This window comes from Actinomadura darangshiensis (assembly GCF_004349235.1).
Lineage (GTDB): Bacteria > Actinomycetota > Actinomycetes > Streptosporangiales > Streptosporangiaceae > Spirillospora > Spirillospora darangshiensis.
In genome coordinates this window covers 1-24,821 of the sequence record NZ_SMKY01000002.1, presented here as the reverse complement: position 1 = coordinate 24,821, position 24,821 = coordinate 1, and the positions used below count along the sequence as shown (strand labels likewise).

Below are 24,821 nucleotides of genomic sequence, written 5' to 3'. Positions count from 1 at the left end.
CCGAGCCCAGGAGACGACAATCCCCGAACCCATCGAGGTGGATCCGGGACCCGCACTGCGCTACCCGGCGGGTTCCCTGGTGCTGGTCGCCGGCCTCCCGGGGGCCGGCAAGAGCACGCTGCTCAACCGCCTGTACGGGCTGCGCGGCGACGAGACCGCCCCGGTCCGCGCCGGGGACGTCCGGGTGATCGACTCGCGGCAGTCCCGCAACTGGTGGGCGCGGTTCCTCGGGCCGCTGCCGGTCCGGCTGCGGACGCCGCTCGTCCACGCGACCCACGTCTGGCGCATCGGCCGCGCGATCCTCGCCGGGCACGGCGTCGTCGCCCACACCCGCGGCACCTGGCCGCACATCCTGCACTGCTTCGACTGGCTGGCCCGCCGCCGCGGCGGCCGGCTGCACCTGGTCCTCATCGACGTGGACCCCGAGACCGCCCGCGCCGGCCAGGTCGCCCGCGGCCGGGTCGTCACGTCCGTCACCTGGGCCCGGCACTGCCGCCGCTGGAGCCCGCTCATCGCCCGCGCCCGCGGCGGCGGGCCCCTCCCGCCCGCCGCCGGCGTCACGGTCCTCGACCGCGACGCCGCCGACAAGCTCCAGGCCATCCGCTTCACCTGAGCCGCTTCACCTGAGTTCGCTGAACCAGCGGACGATCCGGGCGGTGCCGGCGAGGTTGGAGCCGAGGTGGCGGGAGCCGCCGTAGAGCCTGTCCCCCGTGTCGATGACGGGGACGTCGACGCCGCGCTCCCGGAGCCGCGCGGCGCAATGGTCGGTGTTGGCGGTCGTGGCCTGCTCGTCGCCGGCCATCTTGTAGAGGCGGATGGGGACGCGCGGTGTCCAGGCCGTGCAGACCTCCGCGTCCACGCGCAGGGCCTCGGCGAACGTGCCGGACGGGTCGCGCAGCACCTCGAAGCCGCGCGGGGTGAGCAGCTCGCCGAGCGTGCCCGGCAGGCCCTTGAGCATGACGGGTCCGGGTGTGGTGCTGTCGAAGTACTTCTCGACGCGGCCCGCGTACGGGTCCTGGAACAGCTCGGAGGGCGAGGTGTAGATGCCGCCGTGGACGCGGTTCCAGGAGGTGAGGAGGTACGAGACGTACGCGACGGACATCTTCGCGTCGAGGTCGCCGTTCAGCAGTGCGGGGAGTTCCGCGCCCCGGAAGTCGTAGGCGCCGCTGATCGGGGCCACGGCGCGGAGGCGGAAGCGCGGGTCGGCGCCGTCCTGCAGTGCGCGTGCCAGGCCGAGTGCGGTCGAGGCGCCCTGCGAGAAGCCGGTGACGAACACCCGGCCGTCGAGGGTCCGGCCCGTGCGGGGCGCGAAGTGCCGGGCGGCGCGGAGCATGTCGAGGGACGCGATCGTCTCGGACGGCACGTCCTTCCAGGGGTGGGCGCCGGGGCTCTGGCCGAGGCCGAGGTAGTCGGGCGCGGTGGCCGCGAAGCCGGCGGCGGCGTAGGTGACGGCCGCGCCGGGTCCCCAGACGTCGTCCGCCATCGAGGGGGCGTCGGCCTTGTAGCTGGTCGTGCCGTGCGTGTAGGAGACGGTGGCGAGGCGGCGGTCGCGGTTGCGGGGCAGGACGAGGAGGCCGCTGGCCGTGGTCTCGCGGCCGCGGGTGTCGATCGTCCGGTAGACGAGGCGGTAGGTGTCCACGCCGTAGCGGACGGACGCGTCGTCGAAGTCCTCGGTCGCGAGCCACGCGCGGACCTCGCCGGCGGACATCGTGCCGAGGTGGGCGGCGGAGACCAGGTGCCCGCGGGCGGGCTGCCGGTGGGTGACGGAGGGGCGGTCCAGCGCGCCCGCGGAGGCCGGGGCGGCCCCGGCCGCGGTGATCGCGGCGGCGGCGATGAGGCCGGCGGTCAGCCGGGACGTGGTGCGGTTCATGGATCAAGCGTTCATTCCGGGCACCCGGACCCGCATCGCGCCCGAAGTCGATCTTCCACCCCCTACCTGAGAGGGGCCCGCGTCCGGCGGAACCGATGCGGGCAGGTCAGTACCGCGATATGTAGGGTCGGGGAAGATCGAGTCGAGGAGAGGCGGCAGCATGGCGCAGCAGGTACGCGGGGTCGTCGCACCGGGCAAGGGGCGGCCGGTGCGGATCGAGACGATCGTCGTGCCGGACCCCGGGCCCGGTGAGGCGGTCGTCAAGGTCCAGGCGTGCGGGGTCTGCCACACCGACCTGCACTACCGCGAGGGCGGGATCAACGACGAGTTCCCGTTCCTGCTCGGGCACGAGGCCGCCGGCGTGGTCGAGTCGGTCGGCGACGGGGTGACCGAGGTGGCGCCGGGCGACTTCGTGATCCTGAACTGGCGCGCGGTGTGCGGGCAGTGCCGCGCCTGCCTGCGTGGACGCCCCTGGTACTGCTTCAACACGCACAACGCGACGCAGAAGATGACGCTCGCGGACGGCACCGAGCTGTCGCCGGCGCTCGGCATCGGCGCGTTCGCCGACAAGACCCTGGTCGCGGCCGGGCAGTGCACGAAGGTCGACCCCGCGGCCAAGCCGGAGGTGGCGGGCCTGCTCGGGTGCGGCGTGATGGCGGGGCTCGGCGCGGCGATCAACACCGGCGGGGTCGGACGCGGCGACTCGGTCGCGGTGATCGGCTGCGGCGGCGTCGGCGCGGCCGCCGTCCTCGGCGCCCGGCTGGCCGGCGCGGGGACGATCATCGCGGTGGACCTGGACGAGCGGAAGCTGGCCACGGCGTCCTCGCTCGGCGCGACGCACACCGTCAGCGCCAAGGACGGGGACGTCGTCGAGACGGTGCGGGAGCTGACCGGCGGATTCGGCGCGGACGTCGTCGTCGAGGCGGTCGGCCGCCCGGAGACCTACGAGCAGGCCTTCTACGCCCGCGACCTCGCCGGCACCGTGGTGCTGGTCGGGGTGCCGACCCCGGAGATGAAGCTGGAGCTGCCGCTGCTGGACGTGTTCGGGCGCGGCGGCTCGCTGAAGTCGTCCTGGTACGGCGACTGCCTGCCCTCCCGCGACTTCCCGATGCTCATCGACCTCTACCTCCAGGGACGCCTGGACCTGGACGCGTTCGTGTCGGAGACGATCGAGCTGGACGGCGTCGAGGCCGCGTTCGAGAAGATGCACCACGGCGACGTGCTGCGCTCGGTGGTGGTCCTCTGATGCCGGCCCGCATCGGCCACGTGGTCACGTCCGGGACGTTCTCCCTGGACGGCGGGACGTGGGACGTCGACAACAACGTCTGGATCGTCGGCGACGACAGCGAGGCGATCGTCATCGACGCCGCGCACGACGCCGACGCGATCGCGGCGGCGGTGGGCGGCCGGCGGCTGGTCGCGATCGTGTCGACGCACGGGCACGACGACCACATCGACGCGGCGCCCGCCCTCAAGGCCCGCACCGGCGCGCCGATCCTGCTGCACCCGGACGACCTGATGCTCTGGAAGCAGCGGCACCCGGACCTCTCCCCCGACAGCGACCTGTCGGACGGCCAGGTCATCACCGTCGCCGGGACGGACCTCACCGTCCTGCACACGCCGGGCCACTCCCCCGGCGCGGTGTGCCTGCACGCGCCTGAGCTGGGCGCGGTCTTCTCCGGCGACACGCTGTTCAACGGGGGTCCGGGCGCGACGGGCCGGTCGTTCTCCGACTTCCCGACGATCATCACGTCGATCCGGGAGCGCCTGCTGACGCTCCCGGCGGAGACGACCGTCCGCACCGGCCACGGCGACTTCACCACGATCGGCGCGGAGGCCCCGCATCTGGACGAATGGATAGCCCGCGGCCATTGACCGGGATAGTGTCCGCGGTGGCGGACGGACGTCCACGGCCGGGAGGGTGCGATGCGGCGCAGGGCACCGCTGGCCGTCCTGCTGTGCGGGGCGGTCGCGGGCTGCGGCCAGAGCGCCCGCGGCGCGGACGTCCCCCCGCCGACCGCGCCCGCCGTCCCGGCCGTGACCGCCTCCGCGGAGCCTACGGAGCCCACTGGCTCCGTACCGCTCGGGCACCGCGGAGGATGGCGCATCACCACCTACTACACGGCGCTCGAAAGCCTGTACGACGGCGAGCCGAAGGCGGTGCGCGGCTGCGTGCGGTTCCACTGCTCGCATGGGAAGACCCCGCTCGGCGAGTATCCGAAGGACTTCCTCAAGGTCGTCCAGACCGAGGGCAGTGGCCGCATCACCGCCGGGCCGCAACAAGGCCGGTACCTGAACTGGTCGCACAGCGTCGGCTTCTGGCTGGACGCCACGACGCGCGACTCGCGGGGGCACCCGCTCCAGCCCTGGGCATCGGCGGCGGCCGACAAGTCGGTCCTCGCACGGGGCCAGCGGTTCGCGATCGTCGAGTGCGGCAAGGACGGGAACGGCCGCGCGACCGAGAAGAAGGTGTGCCAGGCGTTCCGGAAGGCTCGCTGGACGGTCACCGATCTCTTCCGTCCCGGCTACGGGGGCGAGAACCACGCCGACGTCTACATCGGTGAGGAGAAGGGCTCGCGGCTGTCCGAGTCGCCCTTCTACACCACGCTGAGCGGCGCCACGCTCGGGTCGTCCTAGGACGGGACCCGGTCGGCCGGGCGCGGTGAGGCGAGCCGCGTCGCCCGCGTCCGGCCCCGGAGGGTGACCTCGCCGCCGAGCGACCAGTGCGCGGCCTCCTCCGGCCCGGCCTCCGCGACGAGCGACCCCGACGCGAGCACCCGCTCCTCAGTGGTCTTGGCCATGTCGGTGAGGCGGGCGGCCTCGTTCACGGGGTCGCCGATCACGGTGTACTCGAAGCGCTCCTCGGCGCCGATGTGCCCGGCGACGGCCTCGCCGGCCGAGACGCCGATCGCGGCCTCCAGCACGGGGACGTCCGAGCGGAGCCGGCGGGCCAGTTCCCGGGACGCGGCGAGCGCCCGGCCGGGCCCGCCGTCCAGTGGCAGCGGCGCGCCGAAGATCGCCAGCGCGGCGTCGCCCTCGAACTTGTTGATCCAGCCGCCGTGCGCGCCGATCACCTCGACGACCACGGCGAAGAAGTCGTTCAGCAGCCGGACGACCTCGGCGGGCGGGCGGTCGGCGGCGAGCCGGGTGGAGCCGATGAGGTCCACGAAGACCACCGCGACCTCGCGCAGCTCGCCGCCGAGGTCGATGCCGCGCTCGACGGCGACGCGCGCGACGTCCGTGCCGACCTGGCGGCCGAACAGGTCGCGGAGCCGCTCGTGCTCGCGCAGCCCGGCGGCCATGTGGTTGAACCCGGCCTGCAGCATCCCGACCTCGCTGGCGTCGTAGACGGGGACCTCGACGTCCAGGTCGCCGCGTTCGACACGGGCGAGGCCGAGCCGCACCGACTCGACCGGATCGGCGATGGCGCGGGCGGCGCCGTAGGTGACGCCGAGGCCGACGACCAGCGCGATGCCGCCGAGCGCGAGGACGGCCACGGCGAAGTCCCGGACGGTGATCCGGGCGATGAGGAACGAGCCGATCGCCAGGGTGATCAGGCCGAGGATCGGGACGGCGGTGCCGAGGCTCCAGGCGAGCACGGAGCGGGCGACGACGCCGGGCAGCCCGGTCCGGCGCGGCAGCTCGCTGCGCAGGGCGGTGGTCACGGCGCGCCGCAGCAGCCGCTCGGTCAGCAGGTAGACGATCGTGCAGGTGGTGAGGCCGCCGAGCAGGCTGGTCAGGCCGAGTTTGACGGCGAGCAGGCCGGAGAACGGGGCGTTGATGACGACCCAGCCGACCGTCCCGATCCCCCAGAGGGTCAGGTGCAGGGCCATCAGGCGCAGCGGCCCGTACAGCAGCAGGGCGCGCTCGTGCCGGTCGGGTTCCTCGTGCCGCTCGACCAGGCGCCGGACGCGGCGGAAGAACCGTTCGCCGAGGACGAGGCCGACCGGCATCGCGGCGGCGACGTAGGCGGTGAAGACGACCAGGTTGACGAGCTGAAGCCGCGCGGAGACGTCGCCGACCGGGTCGGGGACGACGACCGCGAACGCGAGCACGACCAGCGCGCCGCCGAGGTTGGCGAGGCCGGTGGCGATCGTCACCAGGATCCGGGCGCGGCGCGCGATCCGGGCCCGCGAGTCGCCGGGCACGCCGTCGATCAGCCGCCACAGGAAGCCGAGCGCGGTGCGTCTGGCCCGGGGTGCGGGCTCCGCGGTTTCGGTCTCCATGAGCGTGCAGATTATCCGGTCGAAACCTGCTTCTCCCTATCGCGGCCGCGTGACCTGGGCGAGGGATTGCTCACTCAGGCGCGGATCGGGGCGAGGAGGCGGTGCGGCTCGCGCAGCACCTTGCTGACCGGGTCGCTGCGGCGGCTGCCGCTCGGGCCGGGGAGCATTTCGAGATCGTCCACCGGGACGGGGCGGTCGCAGGCGGGGCACCTGCCGTCCGGTCCCACGCGCGCACCGCAGCCGGCGTGGACGAAGACCCTGCACTGGCCGCCGTGCAGGTGGTCCTCGCCCCAGCGGGCGAGGGTGTGGACGACGGGCCACAGCTCCTTGCCCATGCCGGTCAGCACGTAGTCGCTGCCGTCCTTGATGAGGACGCCGGTGTCGACGAGCGCCTGGAGCCGCGCCGACAGCACCGCACGGGGGATGTCCAGGTGCGCGAGGAAGTCGCTGAACCGGCGGACGCCGTAGAAGGCGTCCCGGACGATGAGCAGCGTCCACCGCTCCCCCACGACCTCCAGCGCGCGGGCGAGCGAGCAGTCCTGCGCGGCGTAGTCCTTGCCGAGTGCCATGTGCACCACAGTACCCGCCCCGGGGTTCATTGATTGAACTAAAGCGTGCTACGGTCGGCGGGTTGGTTCGTTCAATGAACTTGGAGACCGCATGACGACGCTGACCACGTCCCGTCCGGCGCGCCGCATGTCCGGTCCGGGCGCCGCGCTGGCCGTGCCCGCCGCCGCGACGCTGCTCGCCCTGATGAACTACACGGCGCCCATGGCGGCGCTGACCGACACCGCGCGCGGGCTGCACGCCGGCGGGACGGCCCAGATCTGGCTGATGAGCTCGATCAGCCTCGGCCTCGCGGCGGCGCTGCTGGCCGTGGGCAGCCTGGCCGACGACCACGGGCGGCGCCGGGTGTTCCTGATCGGTGCCGCGACGCTCGCCGTGTCCAGCGTGGTCTGCGCCGTGGCGCAGGACACGGCGGTCTTCGTCGCCGGGCGGATCGTGCAGGGCGCGGCGAGCGCTGCCCTGCTCGCGACCGGTCTCGGCATCATCGCCGCCTCGTTCGAGCCGGGGCCGCGCCGGGCCCACGCGACCGGGGTCTGGGGCGCGATGCTCGGCCTCGGCATCGCGCTCGGCCCGATCGCCTCCGCCGGGCTGGCCGAGGCGGGCGGCTGGCGGCTCTGGTACTGGGCGGCGGCGCTGGCGTCGGTGCCGCTCGGCATCGCCGCGCTGTCCCTCCCGGAGTCGCGCGCCGCCCGCCCGCGCGGCCTGGACCTGCCCGGCCTGCTCACCATGAGCCTCGGCGTCGGCGCGCTGGTCGCGGCGATCACCTGGGGGCGGATCGGCTGGACGCGCCCGGCCGTCCTCGCGCTGTTCGCGGCGGCGGCCGTGCTGCTCGCCGCGTTCACCGCGATCGAGACGCGCCGGCGCGAGCCGATGCTCGACCTCGGCCTGTTCCGGCGGCCCGTGTTCCTGCTGTCGATCACCGGGGCGCTGGTCACCGGGCTCGCGGTGATCGGCATCATGAGCTTCCTGGCGACCGTGATGACGCTGGTCATGGGCCTGTCGCTGATCGCGTCCGCGCTGGTGCTGGCGATCTGGTCCGGGCTGTCGTTCGCCGCCGCGCTGCAGGCCCGCCGGATCCCGGCCCGGTTCCCGGCCGGCCGGCTGCTCGGCCTCGGGCTCGGGCTCAGCGCCGCCGGCGAGTTCGCGATGCTCGGGATGGCGCCGCACGAGCACTGGTGGCGGCTCGTCCCGGGCCTGGTCCTGTCGGGCATCGGCAGCGGCCTCGCCAACGCGATGCTCGCCCGCCTCGCCGTGGAGAGCGTCCCCGCCGACCGCGCCGGCATGGGGTCGGGCGCCAACAACACGGCCCGCTACGTCGGCGCGTCCGTGGGCGTGGCGATCGTCGGCGCCATCGCGACCGGCTCGGGCGCCGGGCCGTCCGCGCTGGCCCACGGGACGAACGTCGCCATGCTCGTCTCCGCCGTCGTCGCCCTGGCCGGCGCCGCCCTGGCAATGGCGATCACGCGAGCTCCTCGATGAACGCGGCGAGCTGGGTCAGGTTGCGGCACTCGAACATGGGGACCAGGTCGCCGTACCGGGACGCGGCGGAGTCGCCGGTGTCCCACTGGCCGCGCGGCTCGGGGTTCAGCCAGTACGCGTGCCGGGCGCGGTCGACCATCGACCGCAGGACCGGCAGCGACAGCTCGCCATAGTTGGAGCGGGCGTCGCCGAGGATGAGCAGGGACGTCTTGGACGTGACGGCGTCGCGGTACTTGTCGTCGAACACCTTGATGGCGTGACCGTAGTTGGAGCGGCCGGTGATCCAGACCAGGTCGGCTTCGGCGGCGAGGCGCGCCATCGCGTCCACGACGTCCGTGCCCGGCGCGAAGTACTTGGTGATCTCGTCGGTGGCGTCGATGAACGCGAACGCGCGGACCTTGCTGAACTGCTCCCGCAGCGCGAACGTCAGCAGCAGCGTGAAGTGCGCGAACGCCGACACCGAGTCGCTGGCGTCGCACAGCACGACCAGCTCCGGCTTGTGCGGGCGGCGCGGCCGGTGGTGCGTGGTCAGCGGCACTCCTCCGCTGGCCAGGGACGCGCGGACCGTCCGGCGGAAGTCGAGCCGGCCGCGCCTGCCGTGCCGCTGCTTCTGCACGAGCCGGGACGCGAGCTTACGGGCCAGCGGATACACCTCGCGGCGCAGCCCCTCCATCTCGGCGCGGTTCGCGGAGGCGAAGTCGAGCCGCTCCAGCGGCGGGCGGACGGCGATGCGCGCGGTCCGCTCGACACCGGTGTCCTCGGCGATGCGGCGCCGCACCTCGCCCGCGACGAGGTCCTGGAAGCGGGCGATGCGGTCGCGGAATGTCCGGCGCGCGACCCGCTCGGCCATGCCCTCGCGCTGCCCTCCGCCGAGGACGGCGTTGAGCAGCCGCGCCATCAGGGTCTCCGGCGACAGCGTGTTCAGGACGCCGGAGGAGAACCACGACTCCTGCCCGGGCGTCTGGCCGAACTCGGTGACGGCGAGGCGGGCGAACTGCCGCAGCCCGGCGTCGTCCCCGGACAGCAGCAGTTCCGCCAGCTCGTCGCGGCGCTCCTGCACGCGCGGGTCCAGCGCGGAGGGGACCGGGCGCCCGTCGTCGCGGGCCGTGCGGGCGGGACGGTCCGGATCGCGCACGGCCCCCGCGCCGTCCCCGACCGCCGCCGGGAACCACAGGTCGAAGAGCGTGTCGAACGTCGGGCGGTGCTGCGGGCGCTTGACGACCGTCGCGGCGTAGGCGGCGCGCAGCGACTCGCGGTCGAGCAGGTCGACGGCCTGCATGGCGCGCACCGCGTCCAGCCCTTCGGCGACCGACACCGGCAGCCCGGCCCGCCGCAGCTCCGCGACGAACCCGGTGTGCCGGTCGACGAGGGACGCCATGTCAGCCCCGCAGCCCGAGTTCCTTGGCGGCGCGTTCCTGGTCGGACACGTGCTTGAGGACGACGCCGAGGGTGCGGGCGACGGCGGCCTCGTCCAGGTCGTCCAGCCCCAGGGCGAGCAGCGTGCGCGCCCAGTCGACCGTCTCGGCGATCGACGGCGCCTTCTTGATCTCCAGGTCGCGCAGCGTGCCGACGGTGCGGACGAGCTGCTCGGCCAGCTCCGCCTCGATCCCCGGGACCTGCGCGAGCACGATGTCGCGTTCCCTTTCCGGCGCCGGGTAGTTCAGGTGCAGGTAGAGGCAGCGGCGCTTGAGCGCCTCCGACAGCTCCCGCGCCGCGTTCGAGGTGATCAGCACGAACGGGCGGCGGACGGCGGCGAGCGTCCCCAGCTCGGGGATCGTCACCTGGAAGTCCGACAGGACCTCCAGCAGCATGCCCTCCACCTCGACGTCGGCCTTGTCCGCCTCGTCGATCAGCAGGACGGTCGGGTCGGCGCGCCGGATCGCCGCCAGCAGCGGGCGCTCCAGCAGGAACTCCTCGGAGAAGATGTCCTCGTGGGTCTCCTGCCAGGCCCGGTCCGCCGGGGCGGCCTGGATCGCGAGCAGCTGCTTCTTGTAGTTGAACTCGTAGAGGGCGCGGGCCTCGTCCAGGCCCTCGTAGCACTGGAGCCGGATCAGCTCGGCGCCGGTGGCCGCCGCGACGGCCTTGGCCAGCTCGGTCTTCCCGACCCCGGCGGGGCCCTCGACCAGCAGCGGCTTGCCGAGCGCCTGGGCGAGGTACACGGTCGTGGCGATCGCCTCGTCCGCGAGGTAGCGCACGCCCGCGAGCCTGCCCTCCACGTCGGCCGGCGAGGCGAACATCCCGTCGGTCATCCCTTGCCCTTCTTCGTGGCCTTCTTCTCGGCGGCCTTCTTGTAGGTCTGGTTGGTCACAGCGAACACGAGCGACTTCTTGTCCTCGCTCAGGGAGATGCCCCAGTAGGACGCGGTCTTGGGGTCGCCGCCCTTCCAGGAGAACCGGTACTTGCCCGCGCCCTCGGGGATGACCGAGCCGCTCCACAGCTTGTGGCCGCCGCGCACCCACACGCCGCGGCCGTCCGCCGCGAACTGGAAGTAGTCCTTGGCCGCGCCGGCCCAGCGTCCGACGAGCGGCTTGACGTCGGCGGCCCGCACCGCCGGCAGCGGAGCCAGCGTGGTGGGCGGCGCCGAGGGCGCCGCCTCCTTCTTCTCGCCGCCGCACCCGGCGAGGACCAGCCCGGCCGCGACGGCGCAGCCGGCGAGCACGCTCGTACGGGTGAGCACGGTCGTACGGGCCCGCACTGTCACGGACACCTCCGGGTGATCTGGGGCGAAAGCGGAAGTTTACCCGCGGGTCCGATCACACCTGAGAGGTAGGAGACGGTTGGACCCACGGGGTGACGCCGATGGGGGACCCCGCCGCCTATAACGGATTTATGACGACCCCACGACTGCCGCGCGAGGACCTCACCGCGGCCATGGCGGCCCGGCGCGAGCTGGGGCCCGACTACGACGACGCCTTCATCGAGACGGTCGTGGACCGCATCCAGGAGAGCCTGGACGCCCGCACCGCCGCCGCGCCGCGGCCCTGGCCTCGCCGGGCACCGGAGCCGCGGAGCCGCGGCGAGGGCGACCACAGCCTGGCCATGGCCGTGCTGTCGCTGCTCGCCGCGATCCCGCTGAGCGCGATCGGCGTCGTCAACGCGGGCCTCCCGGGCCTGCTGTTCGTGATCGTCGGCATCGTGCTGGTGAACTTCACCTACACCTTCCGCCCGCGCCGTTAGCGCCTACTTGCCGGGTTCGGGGTCGCGCGGGAGGCCGAGGATGCGCTCACCGATGATGTTGAGCTGCACCTCGGTGGTGCCGCCGTAGATCGTCATCGCGCGGCTGAACAGCATGGCCCGCCCCACGATGCCGCTCTCGCCCATCGGCACCTCGGTGGTCGCGGCGGTGCCCTGCGCCGCGAAGCAGTAGTCGGCGACGTCCTGGTTGAACTGGACGCCGAGGAGCTTGCGGACGCTGGCCTCCGCGCCCGGCTCCACCCCGTTCAGCTGCTTGAGCGTGGTGCGCAGGCCGAGCAGGTCGATCGACTGGCCCTGCGCGACGAGCCTGCCGACCTCGGCGGCGGCGACCGCGTCCGGCTCCCGGTTCGCGAAGAACCTCAGCAGCTCGGGGACGCCCATGCCGAGCCCCCCGCCGGTCGACAGCGACACCCGCTCGTTCGACAGGGTGTTTCGGGCGACCTGCCAGCCCTTGTCGACCTCGCCGACCACGTGCTCGTCCGGGACGAACACGCCGTCCAGGAACACCTCGTTGAACAGGGCGTCACCGGTCAGCTCGCGCAGCGGGCGGACGTCCACTCCCGCGGACTTCATGTCCACCAGGAAGTAGGTGATGCCGTCGTGCTTGGGCGCGTCGGGGTTCGTCCGGGCGATGCAGAAGCCCCACTCGGCGTGGTGGGCGAGCGACGTCCAGATCTTCTGGCCGGTGAGCTTCCAGCCGCCCTCGACCCGCTCGGCCTTCATCGACAGGGACGCGAGGTCGGAGCCGGCGCCCGGCTCGGAGAACAGCTGGCACCACACGATCTTGCCGCGCAGCGTCGGGCGGAGGAACTTCTCCTTCTGCTCGTCCGTCGCGTACCGGACGAGGGAGGGCACCAGCCAGGCGCCGATCCCGAGGTTCGGGGCCTTGACCTTGGCGGCCCTCAGCTCCTGCTGGATGAGGATCTGCTCGACCGGCCCGGCCTCGCGCCCCCACGGCTTCGGGAAGTGCGGGACGGTCCAGCCCTCGTCGCCCATCCTCGCGTGCAGCGCGTCCTTGTCCTCGACCGCGGCCAGCTCGGCGATCTCGGCGCGGATCCGCTCGCGCAGCGGCTGGGCGTGCTCGTCCAGTTCCAGGACGACCTCGCGGCGGCCGCCGTCCAGCGCGAGCGCGGCGGCCTTCGCGGCCCAGTCCTTGGACGGGCCGAGCAGCGACCGCAGCGTGAGCGCGCGGCGCAGGTAGACGTGCGCGTCGTGCTCCCAGGTGAATCCGATGCCGCCGAGGATCTGGATGGCGTCGCGGGCCGTCTGCACGCCCGCGTCCAGCGCGATGACCGCGGAGACGGCGGCGGCGAACCCGGCTTCCCCGGTGCCCTCGTCGAGCGCGCGGGCGGCGTCCCACGCGGCGGCGCGGGCCTGCTCCAGCGCGATGAGGCTGCGGGCGGCCTTGTGCTTGACGCCCTGGAACTGCCCGATCGGGCGGCCGAACTGCTCGCGGACCTTGGCGTACTCGGCCGCGGTCGTCACCAGCCATCCGGCGAGGCCGGCGGCCTCGGCGCCGAACAGCGCCGCGGCCAGGTCCTGGACCCGGCCGGTGGTGAGGCCGTCCAGGACGCGGTCCGCGGCGACGGCCGCACCCTGGACCTCGACGGCGGCGACACGGCGGACCCTGTCCAGGCTCGCCACCGGCGTGACGGTGAGGTCGGCGGCGTCGACCGCGACCCACTGCTCGCCGTCGTCCCCGGAGCCGCTCACGGTGACCGGCAGGACCAGCACGTCGGCGAGCGCGGCGCCGAGCACCGTCGCCGACGTGCCGGACACGATGAGGGAGTCGCCATCGCGGCGGCCGGTCAGCTCGCCGTCCAGCGCGAGCGCGGCCGTCCTCGACCCGTCCGCCAGCGCGGGCAGCAGCTCCGCGCGGAGCTTGGCGTTGCTGGACGCGTCGATCACCGCGCTCGCCAGCACGGTCGGCAGGAAGGGGCCGGGCGCGGCGGCGCGGCCGAGCTCCTCCAGCACCACCGACAGCTCCAGCAGCCCGAAGCCCTGCCCGCCGTGCTCCTCGGCCAGGTGCAGCCCGAGCAGGCCCTGCTCCGCCAGGGCGGGCCAGAACTCGGGCCTGGTCTCCTCGTCCGCGTCCAGCGCGGCCCGGACGGCCGCCGCCGGGATGTTGCGGTCGGCGAAGCCGCGCACCGAATCGGCGAGCGCCTCGTGCTCCTCGGTCAGCCCGATGGCCATGCGTCAACCCTCTCTCAGGACCTTTTGACCGAGATTCTAGAACAGGATTCGGATGACTGGGGAAGGTGATCCCGCTCTCACCCCTCGCGTGCCGCCGCGGCGTCCTGCTCCGAGCCCTCCGCCGCCTTCGCGTCCTTGGAGCGCTTCGGGCCGACGGCGAGGCTGGCGACGGTGGTGGCGGCCAGCGTCCCGGCGATCACGGCGAGGGACAGCCAGATCGGGATCTCCGGCGCCCACCCGGCGCCGTACTCGTGCAGCGCGTGCAGGATCAGCTTGACGCCGATGAAGCCGAGGATGAAGGCCAGCCCGTGCGCGAGGTAGACGAGCCGGTCGGTGAGCCCGCCGAGCAGGAAGTACAGCTGGACCAGGCCCATCAGCGCGAACGCGTTGGCGGTGAAGACCAGGTACGGCTCGGTCGTCAGCCCGAAGATCGCGGGGATCGAGTCCAGCGCGAACAGCACGTCGGTGGAGCCGATCGCGATCATGACGATGGCCATCGGGGTCACGACCCGGCGGCCCGACTCGCGGGTGAGGAACCGGGCGCCGTCGTAGTCGTCGGACGTCGGGATGACCCGCTTGGCCCAGCGCAGCAGCCCGTTCTCCTTGAACTCGTCCTCGTCGCCGCCGCGGACCAGGCCGATCGCCGTCCAGATGAGGAACGCGCCGAAGATGAAGAACACCCAGGTGAAGGTCGCGATGGCCGCCGCGCCGACCGCGATGAACAGGCCGCGCAGCACCAGCGCGATCACGATGCCCGCCATCAGCACGGTGTGCTGGGCGTGCCTCGGCACCGCGAACCGGGTGAGGATCACCATGAACACGAAGAGGTTGTCGACGCTGAGGCTCTTCTCGGTGACGAAGCCGCCGAAGTACTCGCCGGCGTACCGGCCGCCGGCGAACGCCCAGACGCCGATGCCGAACAGCACCGCGAGGCCGATGTAGATCCCCGACCAGAACGCGGCGCGGCGGGTGGTGAACTCCCGCGTGTCGTTGCGGTGGATGAGGAACAGGTCGGCGGCGATGACCGCGAGGATCCCCGCGATCGTCAGGGACCAGATCAAGGGTGAGACTGACACCGTGAACACCTCCGGCGGACACGAAACGAGCGCCGGAGGTCTCTCCCGCCCGGACGAGCGAGGGCCGCGGAACCCGGGACGGTATGGACCGGCCGTACTGACGGGAACCGCGCGCGGGGATACTCCCCTCCGATTACCTACTTGAACGCTGAACGACCGGCCCCGGTTCCCCGCCCCCCGGAAAATTCTCGGTCCGGTTCCGAACCATGTCCCCGGTTACCGCGTCTAAGGCCCGGTGTTCAGCACGTCCCGGTAGAGGTCCGCGAGCTGGTCCGCCGCGTCGTCCTCGCCGGGCAGCCGCGCCGACCGGCGGGCGGCGGCCGACCCGAGCCGCGCCGCCAGGGACGGATCGTCCAGGACCCGGCTCACCGCGCGTCCCAGCGCCTCGGCGTCGTTCGGGGGCACCAGCAGCGCCGCCTCGCTCTCCGGCCCGTGCAGCAGCGGGCCTGCGCCACCCCGCTCCGCCGCGCCCACCATGCCGGGGACGCCTCCGACACGGGTCGCGACGAGCGGCCGCCCGGCCCGCAGGATCTCCTGGACGATCAGCGGCTGCCCCTCCCACACGCTCGGGACGACCGCCACGTCGCAGGCGGCGAGCAGGCCGGGGATGTCGGAGCGGCGGCCGAGCAGCCTGACCGGCAGGTCCTCGGCCTCGATGCGGGCGTTCAGCTCGTCCTCCAGCGGGCCGTCGCCGACGATCGCGACCAGCGGCTGCGGGGTGCGTCCCGCCCAGACCGCCGCCGCGTCCAGCAGCGTCGGCAGGCCCTTCTGCGCGGCGAGGCGCCCGACCGTGAGGACCAGCGGGCGCTCCCCCGCGCCCAGCGCCGCCCGCAGGTCGGCGCGGACGGCCGGGCCGGGCGGCGCCTGCGGCGCGGGGGCCGGGACGATCGCGTGCCCGGCCGAGCGGGCGCCGAGGGCCCGCATCCGCTCCTCCAGGTCGGGCGAGACGCCGAGGACGCGCGCGGCGCCCCGCGCGACGACGCGCTCCAGCGCCCCGTAGACCGCGGCGGTCCGCCCGCCCGTGATGACCGCGTTGTGGAGCGTGACGACCAGCGGCGGCCCGCCGCGCGAGAAGCGCAGCGGGCCCGGCGCGATCCGCGCGCACGCCGCCACCGCTAGGGCCCCCGCCCGCAGGCCGTGGGCGTGGACGACGTCGGCGTCGCGCAGCAGCGACCGAAGCCGCGCGACGGCCTTGGCGTCGCTGACCGGCCGGGGCCGGTCGGCGAGGTCGACCTCGGCGAACCGGGCGCCGCCCGCGGCGAAGCCGAACAGATCCTCCGTCGACGCGGGCCCGCAGACCAGCACGCGGGCACCGCGTCCCGCCAGGCGCTCGGCGACGGACCTGACATGCCGCCCGACACCGCCGGCGCTCGTGCCGAGGACGAGCGCGACGCGCATCCCGTCCAGATCCTTGCCGGGCCCTACTCGCTCTTCAGGCCCTTCTCGCTCGTCAGGCATTGCGGGTGACCTTCCGGCTGAGGACGGCCCGCAGGTCCCGGCCGTCGATCACGAATGCGATGATCAGGAAAACCGCGCCGGCGGCGAGCGCGGCGAGCGCCCCCGTCCCGGCGTTGCGCAGCTCCCCGGCGGGACCCGTCCCGCCGGGGCCGAGCAGGGCGGCCGTCGCGTACCCGGCGGCCCCTCCCGCGGCGCCGCCCAGCACTCCGGCGGCCAGCGCCCGCGGGATCCCGCGCACGGCCGCGGCGCCCCGCGCGCGCACGAGCGTCCCGAGCAGCAGCACACCGGCGACGGTCATCCCGGCCGCGTTCCCGGCGCCGAGGGCCGCGACGACCCACTGCCGGTCGACCGACAGCACCAGTGCGGCGTCGGCGGCCATGACGACGAGCCAGCCCGCGACCACGGCGATCGCGCCCATCCGGCCCTTGTGCGCGGCGAACAGGACGCGGCCGAGGTGCGCGACGAGCCCGTAGCCGAGCAGGCCGGGCGCGAACGCGAGCACCGCCCGCGACAGCACCTCCTGCTGATCGGGATGCCCGGGGTTGAACACCGCCCCGACGGGGGCGGAGACGGCGGCCAGCGCGGCGGCCCCCGCGCACGACACCAGGACCACCGCGCGGGTGGTGGACGCGGTGACCGCGTCGAACCGGTCCCGCTCCCCCGCGCTCATCCGCGCCGACAGCATCGGGAACGCGCTCGTCGCGATCGGCACCGCCAGGATCGCCCACGGGAGCAGGTAGATCGCCCACGCGTACTGGTAGTTGGCGAGCGCGCCGCCGGTGCCCTCGTAGCTGAGCCGGACGACGAGCAGCGCCGACAGCTGCTGCGCCGCGACCGTGGCGAGGCCCGCGGCGGCGAGCCGCCGGACCCGCCGCGCCACACCGTCCGGGAAGCGCAGCGTCGGGCGCAGCCGGAGCTTCAGCCGCCACGCCGCGATCCCCGCGGTGACCGCCATCGCGACGCCGCCGAGCGCCGTGCCGACCGACAGGGTCAGCAGCGCGTCCAGCGGCAGGCCGTCGAGGTCGTTCTCGAAGCCGCGGCCGAGCGGCGCGTAGGCGATGTAGGCGCCGATGACCACGAGGCTCGACATCAGCGGCGCCAGCGCGGGCGCGACGAACCGGCGGTGCGACTGCAGCAGCCCGTACAGGACGACCGCGGCACCGTACATCACCATCTGGACCGACTGGATGGCGAGCATGACGGCGCCGGTGTCGATGATCTCGCCGCGCGAGCAGCCCTGCAGGTCGCCGCCCGCCAGCAGCTCCATGACCGGGCGGGCGGCGAGCGCCATCAGCGCCGACAGCGGCACCATCAGCACGACGATCCAGGTCAGCAGCGCCGACCCGATCCGGCGGACCTCGTCGCGGTCGCCGCGCTCGGCGGGTCCGGCCAGCACCGGGACGACCATGCTGGCGAGCGCGCCGCCCGCGACGATCTCGTAGACGATGCTGGGGAACTGCGTCGAGGTGAAGTACGCCTGGCTGAGGCAGGACGTCGTGACCGTCTGCGAGAACGCGTAGGTGCGCCCGAACCCGGCGAGCCGCGACAGCACCGTGATCACCGCGATGACGACGGCGGCGCCGGCGAGCCCGCCGGTCAGCCGGCGCAGGGCCGCCTGCCGCCGGGGCGGCGGTGGCGGCTCGGAAGGGGGCACGTCGGAAGCAGGCCGTTCGGAAGAGGGCACGGTAGGTGAGGGCACGCTCGTGGAGGATCTGCGGGGGGCCGTCCGGCGCGGCTAGGACGGGTCGGCGGCGACGCCGTCGTCGGCCGAGTCGGCCTGCGCGGGCACGGCGGGGCGGAACTCGTCGCCGGTCTCCGGCTTCTCCGCCTCCACCGGGGCGGGGGCCGGGCGGCGGCCGAGCATGTCGATGCGGTTCAGCACCGGGTTGCCCGCGATGACCTTGGTGAAGCTGACGACCTCGCTGGCGGCGTTCAGCCCGGTGAGCCCGGCCAGCACGGCGAGCCGCGGCCCCCGGCCGAGCCGGGTCGCGGCGAGGCCGAGCAGCGCGCCGAGCGCGTTGGCGCCGGTGTCGCCGAGCATGGCGCGTTCGCCGAGGTCCTCGGGCAGGAGCGCGGCGGCGGCGCCGAGCGGCGCGGCGACGACCGCCGACCCGGACCGGGTCAGCGCCAGCGGCGCGCCGGCGAGGAGGCCGACCTTGACGGCCCGGCCGGGCCGCAGGTCGAACAGGTTCATCAGGTTCGCGGACCCGGCGATGATCGCGCCGTTGACGAGCGTGTCGAACGCGCGCCCCGGGCGGGACGGGGCGGGCGACCCGGCGACGGCGGCGGCGGCCAGCCCGGTCGCGCCGATGCCGAGGATCTTCACCGCGCCGCTGGTCACCTCGCCGCGCGCGAGCGCGGTCAGGTGCCCCTTGAAGCCGCGGGACGCGCCGGAGCCGGCGAGGTCGTCGTAGCCGCCGAGGACACCGGACCCGGCGCCCGCGAGCAGTGCGGCGGCGCGCATCCGCCCGGCGGTGCCGGGGGCGAGCAGCCCCGCGGCCGCGGCGCCCGCGACGAACGCGGGCCCCTCCAGCAGCGTCACCGGCTCGCCGCGGTGGTTGGTGCGGCCCCAGACCTCGTCGCCGGGCAGCCCGTTCAGGCCGGGGGGCCGCCGCGTCAGCGCGCTGTAGGCGGCACGCGCGGCCACCGCGCCGAGGCCCAGGCCGGCCGCCAGCCGCGCGCCCTTGCCGATGGCTCGTCTCATCAGGTCACCCGTTCTTCCCCGCCGTGGGCGCGGGCGAGGGCAGGTAGCCGCTCGCGCCGGCGCCCGTGCCGTACTGCCCGGACTTGCCGCCGATCTCGTTCTGCAGCGCCAGGATCGTCACGACCTGGCCGGACGCGGTGTCCACCGTGTCGATGGTGGAGACCGAGTCGGCGGCGTCGGAGTCGCGCAGCGCCGCGATCAGCCCGCCCTCCTGGGCGGAGGTCGGCGGGCCACCGACGACGGTACCGCGCCCGGCGCCGTCGAGTGCGGAGGCCAGCGAGATCAGCGCCTTGTTGTCGTCGCCGCCGCCGTCGTAGGCGTACGGGGCGGCGGGCGCGACCATGACGGCGATCGTGGCGTGCTGCCCGGGCTTGCCGCTGGTGGTGACGTACCCGGCCTGCTTGAAGCCGTTGAGGACGGCGCCTCCGGCGGCGTCCTCGCGGCCGGACTTGGCGGTGTCCTTGGTGACGAGCGCGTTGGCGAGGACGGCGCCCGCCTTGTCGTAGGCGCTCGCGTTGGAGGGGAAGTTCACGCCGTCGGCCTTGAGCTGCGTGGCCAGCTCGTCGACGGTGGTCTGCTGGTCGTCGTTCAGCAGCTTCTTCTGGACCGTGACACGGCCGGTGACGGCGGCGCCGGCGTTCTTGGCCAGCTCGCTGACCTGCTCGATGCTCTCGTTGCCCGCGCCCGGCGTCTCGATCACCACGACGGACTGGCCCTTGAGCCGGTCGGCGACGAGCTGCGGCGAGAGCACCTTGGTGAACTGCTCCTCCCCGTTCACCTGGTGCTGCAGGTCGCGCTGGGCCATCCGGGCCTGCTGGGCGGTCTTGGCCGCCGAGTTGGCCTGCTGGCGCAGCGTGTCGCTCACCGAGTCGGACAGGGTGGTGGAGCCCAGCACGATGCCGAGCGCCAGCGCGAGGAAGATCGCGACGATGGAGACGAGGTGATAGCGGAAATCGATCACGTGAAGAGTCCGGTCAGCCAGAAGACGAAGGCGTGCCAGCGGTCGGCGAGCAGGGGACTGATGACGTCCCCCGCCGGTGACATGGCGACGGCGGTGACGATGGCGACGAACGCGCCGATGACGAGGAAGAGCAGCGACCAGGTGGAGATCCGGCTGCGGTAGAGCCGGCTGACGCCCTTGGCGTCCACGAGCTTGCTGCCGACGCGGAGGCGGGTGAGGAACGTGCTGGCCATGCCGGCGCGTCCCTTGTCGAAGAACTCCTCCATGTTGGCGTGCGTGCCGACCGCGACGATGAGCGAGGCGCCCTTGTCGTCGGCGAGCAGCATCGCGATGTCCTCGCTGGTGGCGGCGGCCGGGAAGACCACGGCCTCCTGCCCGAGCTCGTGCACGCGCTTCAGGCCGGGCGCCCGGCCGTCCCGGTAGGCGTGCACGACGAGTTCGGCGCCGCTGGTGAGCGCGTCGTCGGACACCGAGTCCATGTCCCCGACGATCATGTCGGGGCGGTAGCCGGCCTCCATCAGAGCGTCGGCACCGCCGTCCACCCCGATCAGGACGGGGCGGTACTCGCGCAGGTAGGGCCGCAGGGTCGCGATGTCCTCGCGGTAGTGGTAGCCGCGGACGACGATCAGCGCGTGCCGGCCGGCGATCCGGGTCTCCACGTCGGGGACGCCGACGCCGTCGATGAGCAGGTCGCGCTCGCGCTTGACGTACTCCATCGTGTTGGCGACGAACGCCTCCAGCTGGGCGGAGAGCCCGGCCTTGGCCTCGGTCAGCGCCTCCTCGATGGACTCGGCCGTCTGCTCGGTGCCCTTGGCGACGACGTCCTCGCCGCGGTGCACGGCGCACCCCTCGACGCGGACCTGGTCGCCCTCCTGCAGCTTGCTGAAGATCTCGGGGCCGACGTCGTCGACCAGCGGGATGCCGGCCTCGATCAGGATCTGCGGGCCGAGGTTCGGGTACCGGCCGGAGATGCTCGGCGCGACGTTGACGACGGCGCCGACCTCCCGCGACACCAGCGCCTCGGCGCTCACCCGGTCCAGGTCGACGTGGTCGATCACCGCGATCTCGCCGGGCTGCAACCGCTTGGTCAGGTCCTTGGTGCGGCGGTCGAGCCGCGCCACGGCGCTGACCCCCGGCCGCCCGTCGTCGCGGCCCCGCCCCAGCGCGAGCATGCGCCGCGGCAGCTTCCGGCTCAGCCGGACGCGGCGCTCTGCGGTGGGTGACGGCTCGTTCATCACCAACCATCCTGCCAGAGCACGGGACCGGACGCCGGAAAGATCGACTGTCCTGGCGTGTCCGTTCGCGCACTCTCTGTAATTTTTGCCGGGACGGTGTGCGCGGTTACCGCTCTTCGGCGGCCATGGCGAGCAGCTCCTCAGCGTGGGCGCGGCCGAGCTCGGAGTCCTCCAGGCCGGCCAGCATCCGCGACAGCTCCCGGACCCGCCCCTCCTGGTCCAGGGCGGTGACGCCGCTGCTGGTCACGGTGCCGTCGTCGGACTTCTCCACCAGCAGGTGCTGGTCGGCGAACGCGGCGACCTGCGGCAGGTGCGTGACGACGATCACCTGGGCGTTGCGGGCGAGCCGCGCCAGCCGCCGCCCGATCTCCACCGCGGCCTTGCCGCCGACGCCCGCGTCCACCTCGTCGAACACGAACGTCGGAACGGGGTCGGCGCCGGCGAACACGACCTCGATCGCCAGCATCACCCGGGACAGCTCTCCGCCGGAGGCGCCCTTGTGCAGCGGCAGCGGCTGCGACCCCGGATGGGGCGCGAGCCGCACCTCGACCTCGTCGACGCCGTGCGGGCCGTAGTCCTCGGTGGGGGTGACGGTGACGACGATGCGGGCGTGCGGCATCGCGAGGGCGGTGAGCTCGTCGGTGACGGCGCCGGAGAACCGCTCCGCGGCGCGGGTGCGGACCGCGGTCAGCTCGCCCGCCTCGGCGGTGAGCCGCTCGGTCAGCTCGGCGTGCTCGGCGCGCAGCCCGTCGATGCGGTCGTCGTCGCCCTCCAGCTCCGCGAGCCGGGCGGCGGACGCGCGGGCCCACTCCAGGACCTCGGTGACCGTCCCCTCCGTCCCGCCGTACTTGCGGGTCAGCGCGGTCAGCTCGGCGCGCCGCTCCTGGACGACCGCGTGCCGCGCCGGGTCGGCGTCCACGGACTCGGCGTAGGACGCGAGGTCGGTGCCGACGTCGGAGACCAGGTAGCCGGCCTCGGTGAGCCGGTCGGCGAGCGCCGCCAGCTCCGGGTCGTGGTCGCGGACGGCGTCGAGGGCGTTGCGGGCCTGGCCGAGCAGGCTCGTCACGTTCGCGGCCTCGAACGCGGCCGAAGGGTCGCCGAGCAGCGCCTCGTGCGCGGTGTCGGCGGCGCCGTGCAGCGCGTCGGCGTGCCCGAGCCGCTCCTCCTCGGCGGCGAGGTCGGTGTCCTCGCCCTCCTTCGGGTCGACCTTCTCGATCTCCTCCAGGCCGAAGCGGAGCAGGTCGGCCTCCTGGGCCCGCTCGCGGGCCCGCGTGGTCAGCTCCTCCAGCAGCGCGGTGACCTGGCGGTGCCGCTGGTACGCCTTGGTGTAGGCGCGCATCGGCTTGGTCAGGGCGCCGCCCGCGTACCGGTCGAGCGCGCCGCGCTGCCGGGACGACTGCAGCAGCCGCTGCTGGTCGGACTGCCCGTGCACGGCGACCAGCTCGTCCGCCAGATTGATCAGCACGTTCACCGGGACGGACCGGCCGCCGAGGAACGCGCGGGACCGGCCCTCCGCCGACACCGACCGGGTCACGATCAGCGCGCCGTCGTCCAGCTCGCCGCCGGACTCCTCGACCCGCTCCACCACGCGCCCGCCCGGATCGACGACGATCCGGCCCTCGACCGTGGCGCGGTCCGCGCCCGGCCGGACCCGCTGCGGGTCGGCGCGGCCGCCGAACAGCAGCCCGAGGCTGGTGACCACCATGGTCTTGCCCGCCCCGGTCTCCCCGGTCACCACGTTGAAGCCCGGCGACAGATCGAGCACGGCCTCATCGATCACGCCGAGGCCCTGGATCCGCACCTCATCGACCATCGGACGCACCAGCGTCACAACCCTCCGCAAAACAGATCCACGATCAGCGCCTGTGGAGATTATCCCCTCCGCCCGCCGGGCGCCTCCCCCTCCGCCGCCGGGGGCGGCCCGTCCGGCGCGAACCCGGGGCCCGGGTACCCGGCGATGCCGCCGGCCGCGGGGGCGTCCCCGACCTGGGAGTCCCCGAGCGGCGGGGACGGGCGGGACGGCTGCCGGACCCGGCCGCGCCAGCCCGTCACGGGCAGCCCGAACTTGGTGACCAGCCGGTCGGTGAACGGGGTGAGGTGCAGCCGCGCGAGCCGCACCGGCTCGGCGCCGCGGCGGACCTCGACCCGCGCGCCCGGCGGCAGGTCGAGCGTGCGGCGCCCGTCGCACCACAGGACGGCGCGGGGCGTGCCCGGCAGGACCTCCACCGCCACCGACGAGCGCGGCGACACCATCAGCGGGCGGGCGAACAGCGAGTGCGCGCTGATCGGCACGACCAGCATCGCCTCGACCTCCGGCCACACGACGGGCCCGCCGGCGGAGAACGCGTACGCGGTGGAGCCGGTCGGTGTGGCGCACACCACCCCGTCGCAGCCCCAGTTGGACAGCGGGCGGCCGTCGATCTCGGCGACGACCTCCAGCATCCGCTCCCGCTCGGCCTTCTCGATGCTGGCCTCGTTCAGCGCCCACGTCGTGCCCAGCACCGTGCCGTTGCGGCGGGCGGTGACGTCGACGGTCATCCGCTCCTCGACCTCGTAGCGGCGCGTGCACACCCGGTCGACGGTGGCGGCGAGGTCCTCGCGCTCGGCCTCGGCGAGGAACCCGACGTGGCCGAGGTTGACGCCGAGCAGCGGGGTGCCGGACGAGCGGGTCAGGTCGGCGGCGCGCAGCAGCGTCCCGTCGCCGCCGAGGACCATGACGACCTCGGCGCCGTCGGCCGCCGCGGCGGTACCGGGCATGACGTCCACGCCGGTACGGCCGATCTCGGCGGCCTCGTCGTCCAGGACCCGCACGCAGATCCCGGCCTCGCTGAGCCGCTCGATGACCAGCTGCGCGCTGCGGACGGCCTCGGGCCGCCCGGTGTGCGCAACCACCAGCACCGACCTCTTGCTCATGCTCTCGCCCCACTCCCCGACGCGCTCCGGCGTACGGACGTCTGGACGAACGTCCCATGGAAGGACGTTCCCGGTTCGGACGCCCTCTGTACGTTCCGGGGACCGCCGCCGCTCACTGCGGGCCCTCTTCGATCGCCCTGGACAGGGCCGCCTCCGCCAGCGGCGGGGCGCCTGCCCGCAGCCACAGGAAGTACTCCACATTGCCGGACGGGCCCGGCAGCGGGCTCGCCACCACCCCGAGCACGCCCAGGCCGAGCGCCGCCGCGTGCTCCGCCACGCCGCGCACCGCGCCGGCGCGCAGCTCCGGGTCGCGGACGACGCCGCCCGCGCCGACCCGGTCCTTGCCGACCTCGAACTGCGGCTTCACCATGACCGCGTAGTCAGCCTCGGGCGCGGCGCACTTCTGGACCGGACCGAGGACGAGCTTCAGCGAGATGAACGACAGGTCGCCGACGACCAGGCCGGGCGGCGTGCCGCCGAGCGTGCCCGGCTCCAGGTCGCGGATGTTCACCCGCTCCAGGACGGTGACGCGGTCGTCGGTCCGCAGCGGCCAGGCGATCTGGCCGTAGCCGACGTCGACCGCGTACACCCGCGCCGCGCCCGCGCGCAGCAGGACGTCGGTGAACCCGCCGGTGGAGGCGCCCGCGTCCAGGCAGACGCGGCCCTTCACCTGCAGGCCCTCGAACGCCTTCAGCGCGCCCGCGAGCTTGTGCCCGCCGCGGGACACGTACTCGGGGCCGCCGGCGGCCTCCTCGACGAGGATCGCGGCCCCGGCCTCGACCTGCGTCGCGGCCTTGGCCGCCCGCTGCCCGCCGACCCGCACCCGGCCGTCGGTGATGAGCTGCCCGGCGTGCTCGCGCGACCGCGCCAGCTTCCGGCGGACGAGCTCGGCGTCCAGCCTCCGGCGAGTGCTCACGGGCGGGGGCGGAGCGCGTCGGGGAAGG

General features: G+C 74.2%; 21 protein-coding genes and 1 pseudogene. 6 read left to right on the top strand and 16 right to left on the bottom strand.

Features of this window, described 5'->3' with window-relative positions; genetic code table 11:
- The first annotated feature begins 37 nt into the window (after positions 1-37).
- A complete protein-coding gene (locus E1293_RS00680; protein WP_243715939.1) occupies positions 38-613 on the top strand; it encodes an ATP-binding protein in 576 nt (191 codons plus the stop codon).
- Positions 614-619: 6 nt separating this feature from the next.
- Here E1293_RS00680 and E1293_RS00675 read toward each other — a convergent pair whose 3' ends face one another.
- Positions 620-1,870: an alpha/beta hydrolase family protein gene (locus E1293_RS00675; RefSeq protein WP_207938596.1), complete on the bottom strand. Its 1,251-nt coding sequence runs from the start codon at positions 1,868-1,870 to the stop codon at positions 620-622.
- A 160-nt stretch (positions 1,871-2,030) separates the two neighbouring features.
- On the opposite strand from E1293_RS00675, the gene E1293_RS00670 reads away from it, so the two are divergent.
- From E1293_RS00670 to E1293_RS00660, 3 genes are read left to right on the top strand one after another with little or no spacing between them, the layout of a single operon-like run.
- Positions 2,031-3,116 carry an S-(hydroxymethyl)mycothiol dehydrogenase gene (locus E1293_RS00670; protein ID WP_132192629.1) on the top strand — a complete coding sequence of 362 codons (1,086 nt, stop codon included), beginning with the start codon at positions 2,031-2,033 and terminating at the stop codon, positions 3,114-3,116.
- Complete coding sequence (locus E1293_RS00665) at positions 3,116-3,745, top strand: MBL fold metallo-hydrolase (RefSeq protein WP_132192626.1); 630 nt, start codon at positions 3,116-3,118, stop codon at positions 3,743-3,745. The genes E1293_RS00670 and E1293_RS00665 overlap by 1 nt, the downstream gene beginning before the upstream one ends.
- 51 nt (positions 3,746-3,796) lie before the next feature.
- Positions 3,797-4,507, top strand: coding sequence for a hypothetical protein (locus E1293_RS00660; RefSeq protein WP_243715938.1), 711 nt, complete (start codon positions 3,797-3,799; stop codon positions 4,505-4,507).
- Here E1293_RS00660 and E1293_RS00655 read toward each other — a convergent pair.
- Positions 4,504-6,096 carry an adenylate/guanylate cyclase domain-containing protein gene (locus E1293_RS00655; RefSeq protein ID WP_132192624.1) on the bottom strand — a complete coding sequence of 531 codons (1,593 nt, stop codon included), beginning with the start codon at positions 6,094-6,096 and terminating at the stop codon, positions 4,504-4,506. The genes E1293_RS00660 and E1293_RS00655 overlap by 4 nt on opposite strands.
- A gap of 74 nt (positions 6,097-6,170) precedes the next feature.
- Positions 6,171-6,665 (bottom strand): winged helix-turn-helix transcriptional regulator, encoded by a 495-nt coding sequence (locus tag E1293_RS00650; RefSeq protein WP_132192622.1) that lies wholly within the window; start codon positions 6,663-6,665, stop codon positions 6,171-6,173.
- 91 nt (positions 6,666-6,756) lie between these two features.
- Between E1293_RS00650 and E1293_RS00645 the strand changes: the two genes are divergently transcribed.
- Positions 6,757-8,142 (top strand): MFS transporter, encoded by a 1,386-nt coding sequence (locus E1293_RS00645; protein WP_132192620.1) that lies wholly within the window; start codon positions 6,757-6,759, stop codon positions 8,140-8,142.
- On the opposite strand, the gene E1293_RS00640 is transcribed toward E1293_RS00645, so the two are convergent.
- From E1293_RS00640 to E1293_RS00630, 3 genes are read right to left on the bottom strand one after another with little or no spacing between them, the layout of a single operon-like run.
- Positions 8,123-9,520 (bottom strand): vWA domain-containing protein, encoded by a 1,398-nt coding sequence (locus tag E1293_RS00640; protein ID WP_132192618.1) that lies wholly within the window; start codon positions 9,518-9,520, stop codon positions 8,123-8,125. The two genes, E1293_RS00645 and E1293_RS00640, sit on opposite strands and share 20 nt — an antisense overlap.
- 1 nt (position 9,521) lies before the next feature.
- Positions 9,522-10,391 (bottom strand): AAA family ATPase, encoded by an 870-nt coding sequence (locus tag E1293_RS00635; protein ID WP_132192616.1) that lies wholly within the window; start codon positions 10,389-10,391, stop codon positions 9,522-9,524.
- On the bottom strand, positions 10,388-10,849 hold the full coding sequence (locus E1293_RS00630; protein WP_243715937.1) for a hypothetical protein: 462 nt from the start codon (positions 10,847-10,849) through the stop codon (positions 10,388-10,390). The genes E1293_RS00635 and E1293_RS00630 overlap by 4 nt, the downstream gene beginning before the upstream one ends.
- Positions 10,850-10,971: 122 nt before the next feature.
- Between E1293_RS00630 and E1293_RS00625 the strand changes: the two genes are divergently transcribed.
- Positions 10,972-11,319 (top strand): hypothetical protein, encoded by a 348-nt coding sequence (locus E1293_RS00625; RefSeq protein ID WP_132192614.1) that lies wholly within the window; start codon positions 10,972-10,974, stop codon positions 11,317-11,319.
- A gap of 3 nt (positions 11,320-11,322) precedes the next feature.
- Here E1293_RS00625 and E1293_RS00620 read toward each other — a convergent pair whose 3' ends face one another.
- The 10 genes and pseudogenes from E1293_RS00620 to E1293_RS00575 form a co-directional block, all read right to left on the bottom strand.
- On the bottom strand, positions 11,323-13,530 hold the full coding sequence (locus tag E1293_RS00620) for an acyl-CoA dehydrogenase family protein (RefSeq protein WP_132192612.1): 2,208 nt from the start codon (positions 13,528-13,530) through the stop codon (positions 11,323-11,325).
- Positions 13,531-13,607: 77 nt separating this feature from the next.
- A complete protein-coding gene (locus E1293_RS00615; RefSeq protein WP_132192610.1) occupies positions 13,608-14,606 on the bottom strand; it encodes a TerC family protein in 999 nt (332 codons plus the stop codon).
- 225 nt (positions 14,607-14,831) lie between these two features.
- Positions 14,832-16,064, bottom strand: a complete 1,233-nt coding sequence (locus E1293_RS00610) for a glycosyltransferase family 4 protein (RefSeq protein ID WP_243715936.1) — start codon at positions 16,062-16,064, stop codon at positions 14,832-14,834.
- On the bottom strand, positions 16,057-17,718 hold the full coding sequence (gene murJ, locus E1293_RS00605) for a murein biosynthesis integral membrane protein MurJ (protein WP_243715935.1): 1,662 nt from the start codon (positions 17,716-17,718) through the stop codon (positions 16,057-16,059). Before murJ ends, E1293_RS00610 begins: the two co-directional genes overlap by 8 nt.
- Before the next feature lie 81 nt (positions 17,719-17,799).
- Positions 17,800-18,768 carry a hypothetical protein gene (locus E1293_RS00600; protein ID WP_243715934.1) on the bottom strand — a complete coding sequence of 323 codons (969 nt, stop codon included), beginning with the start codon at positions 18,766-18,768 and terminating at the stop codon, positions 17,800-17,802.
- A gap of 4 nt (positions 18,769-18,772) precedes the next feature.
- Positions 18,773-19,729: a copper transporter gene (locus tag E1293_RS00595; protein ID WP_132192608.1), complete on the bottom strand. Its 957-nt coding sequence runs from the start codon at positions 19,727-19,729 to the stop codon at positions 18,773-18,775.
- On the bottom strand, positions 19,726-20,964 hold the full coding sequence (steA, locus tag E1293_RS00590; RefSeq protein WP_132192606.1) for a putative cytokinetic ring protein SteA: 1,239 nt from the start codon (positions 20,962-20,964) through the stop codon (positions 19,726-19,728). Before steA ends, E1293_RS00595 begins: the two co-directional genes overlap by 4 nt.
- A gap of 106 nt (positions 20,965-21,070) precedes the next feature.
- Positions 21,071-22,777: a DNA repair protein RecN gene (gene recN, locus E1293_RS00585; RefSeq protein WP_132192604.1), complete on the bottom strand. Its 1,707-nt coding sequence runs from the start codon at positions 22,775-22,777 to the stop codon at positions 21,071-21,073.
- 209 nt (positions 22,778-22,986) lie between these two features.
- A pseudogene (locus E1293_RS00580) lies at positions 22,987-23,877 on the bottom strand (NAD kinase); the annotation flags it as partial.
- Positions 23,878-23,989: 112 nt separating this feature from the next.
- On the bottom strand, positions 23,990-24,793 hold the full coding sequence (locus E1293_RS00575; protein WP_132192600.1) for a TlyA family RNA methyltransferase: 804 nt from the start codon (positions 24,791-24,793) through the stop codon (positions 23,990-23,992).
- Positions 24,794-24,821: the final 28 nt, after the last annotated feature.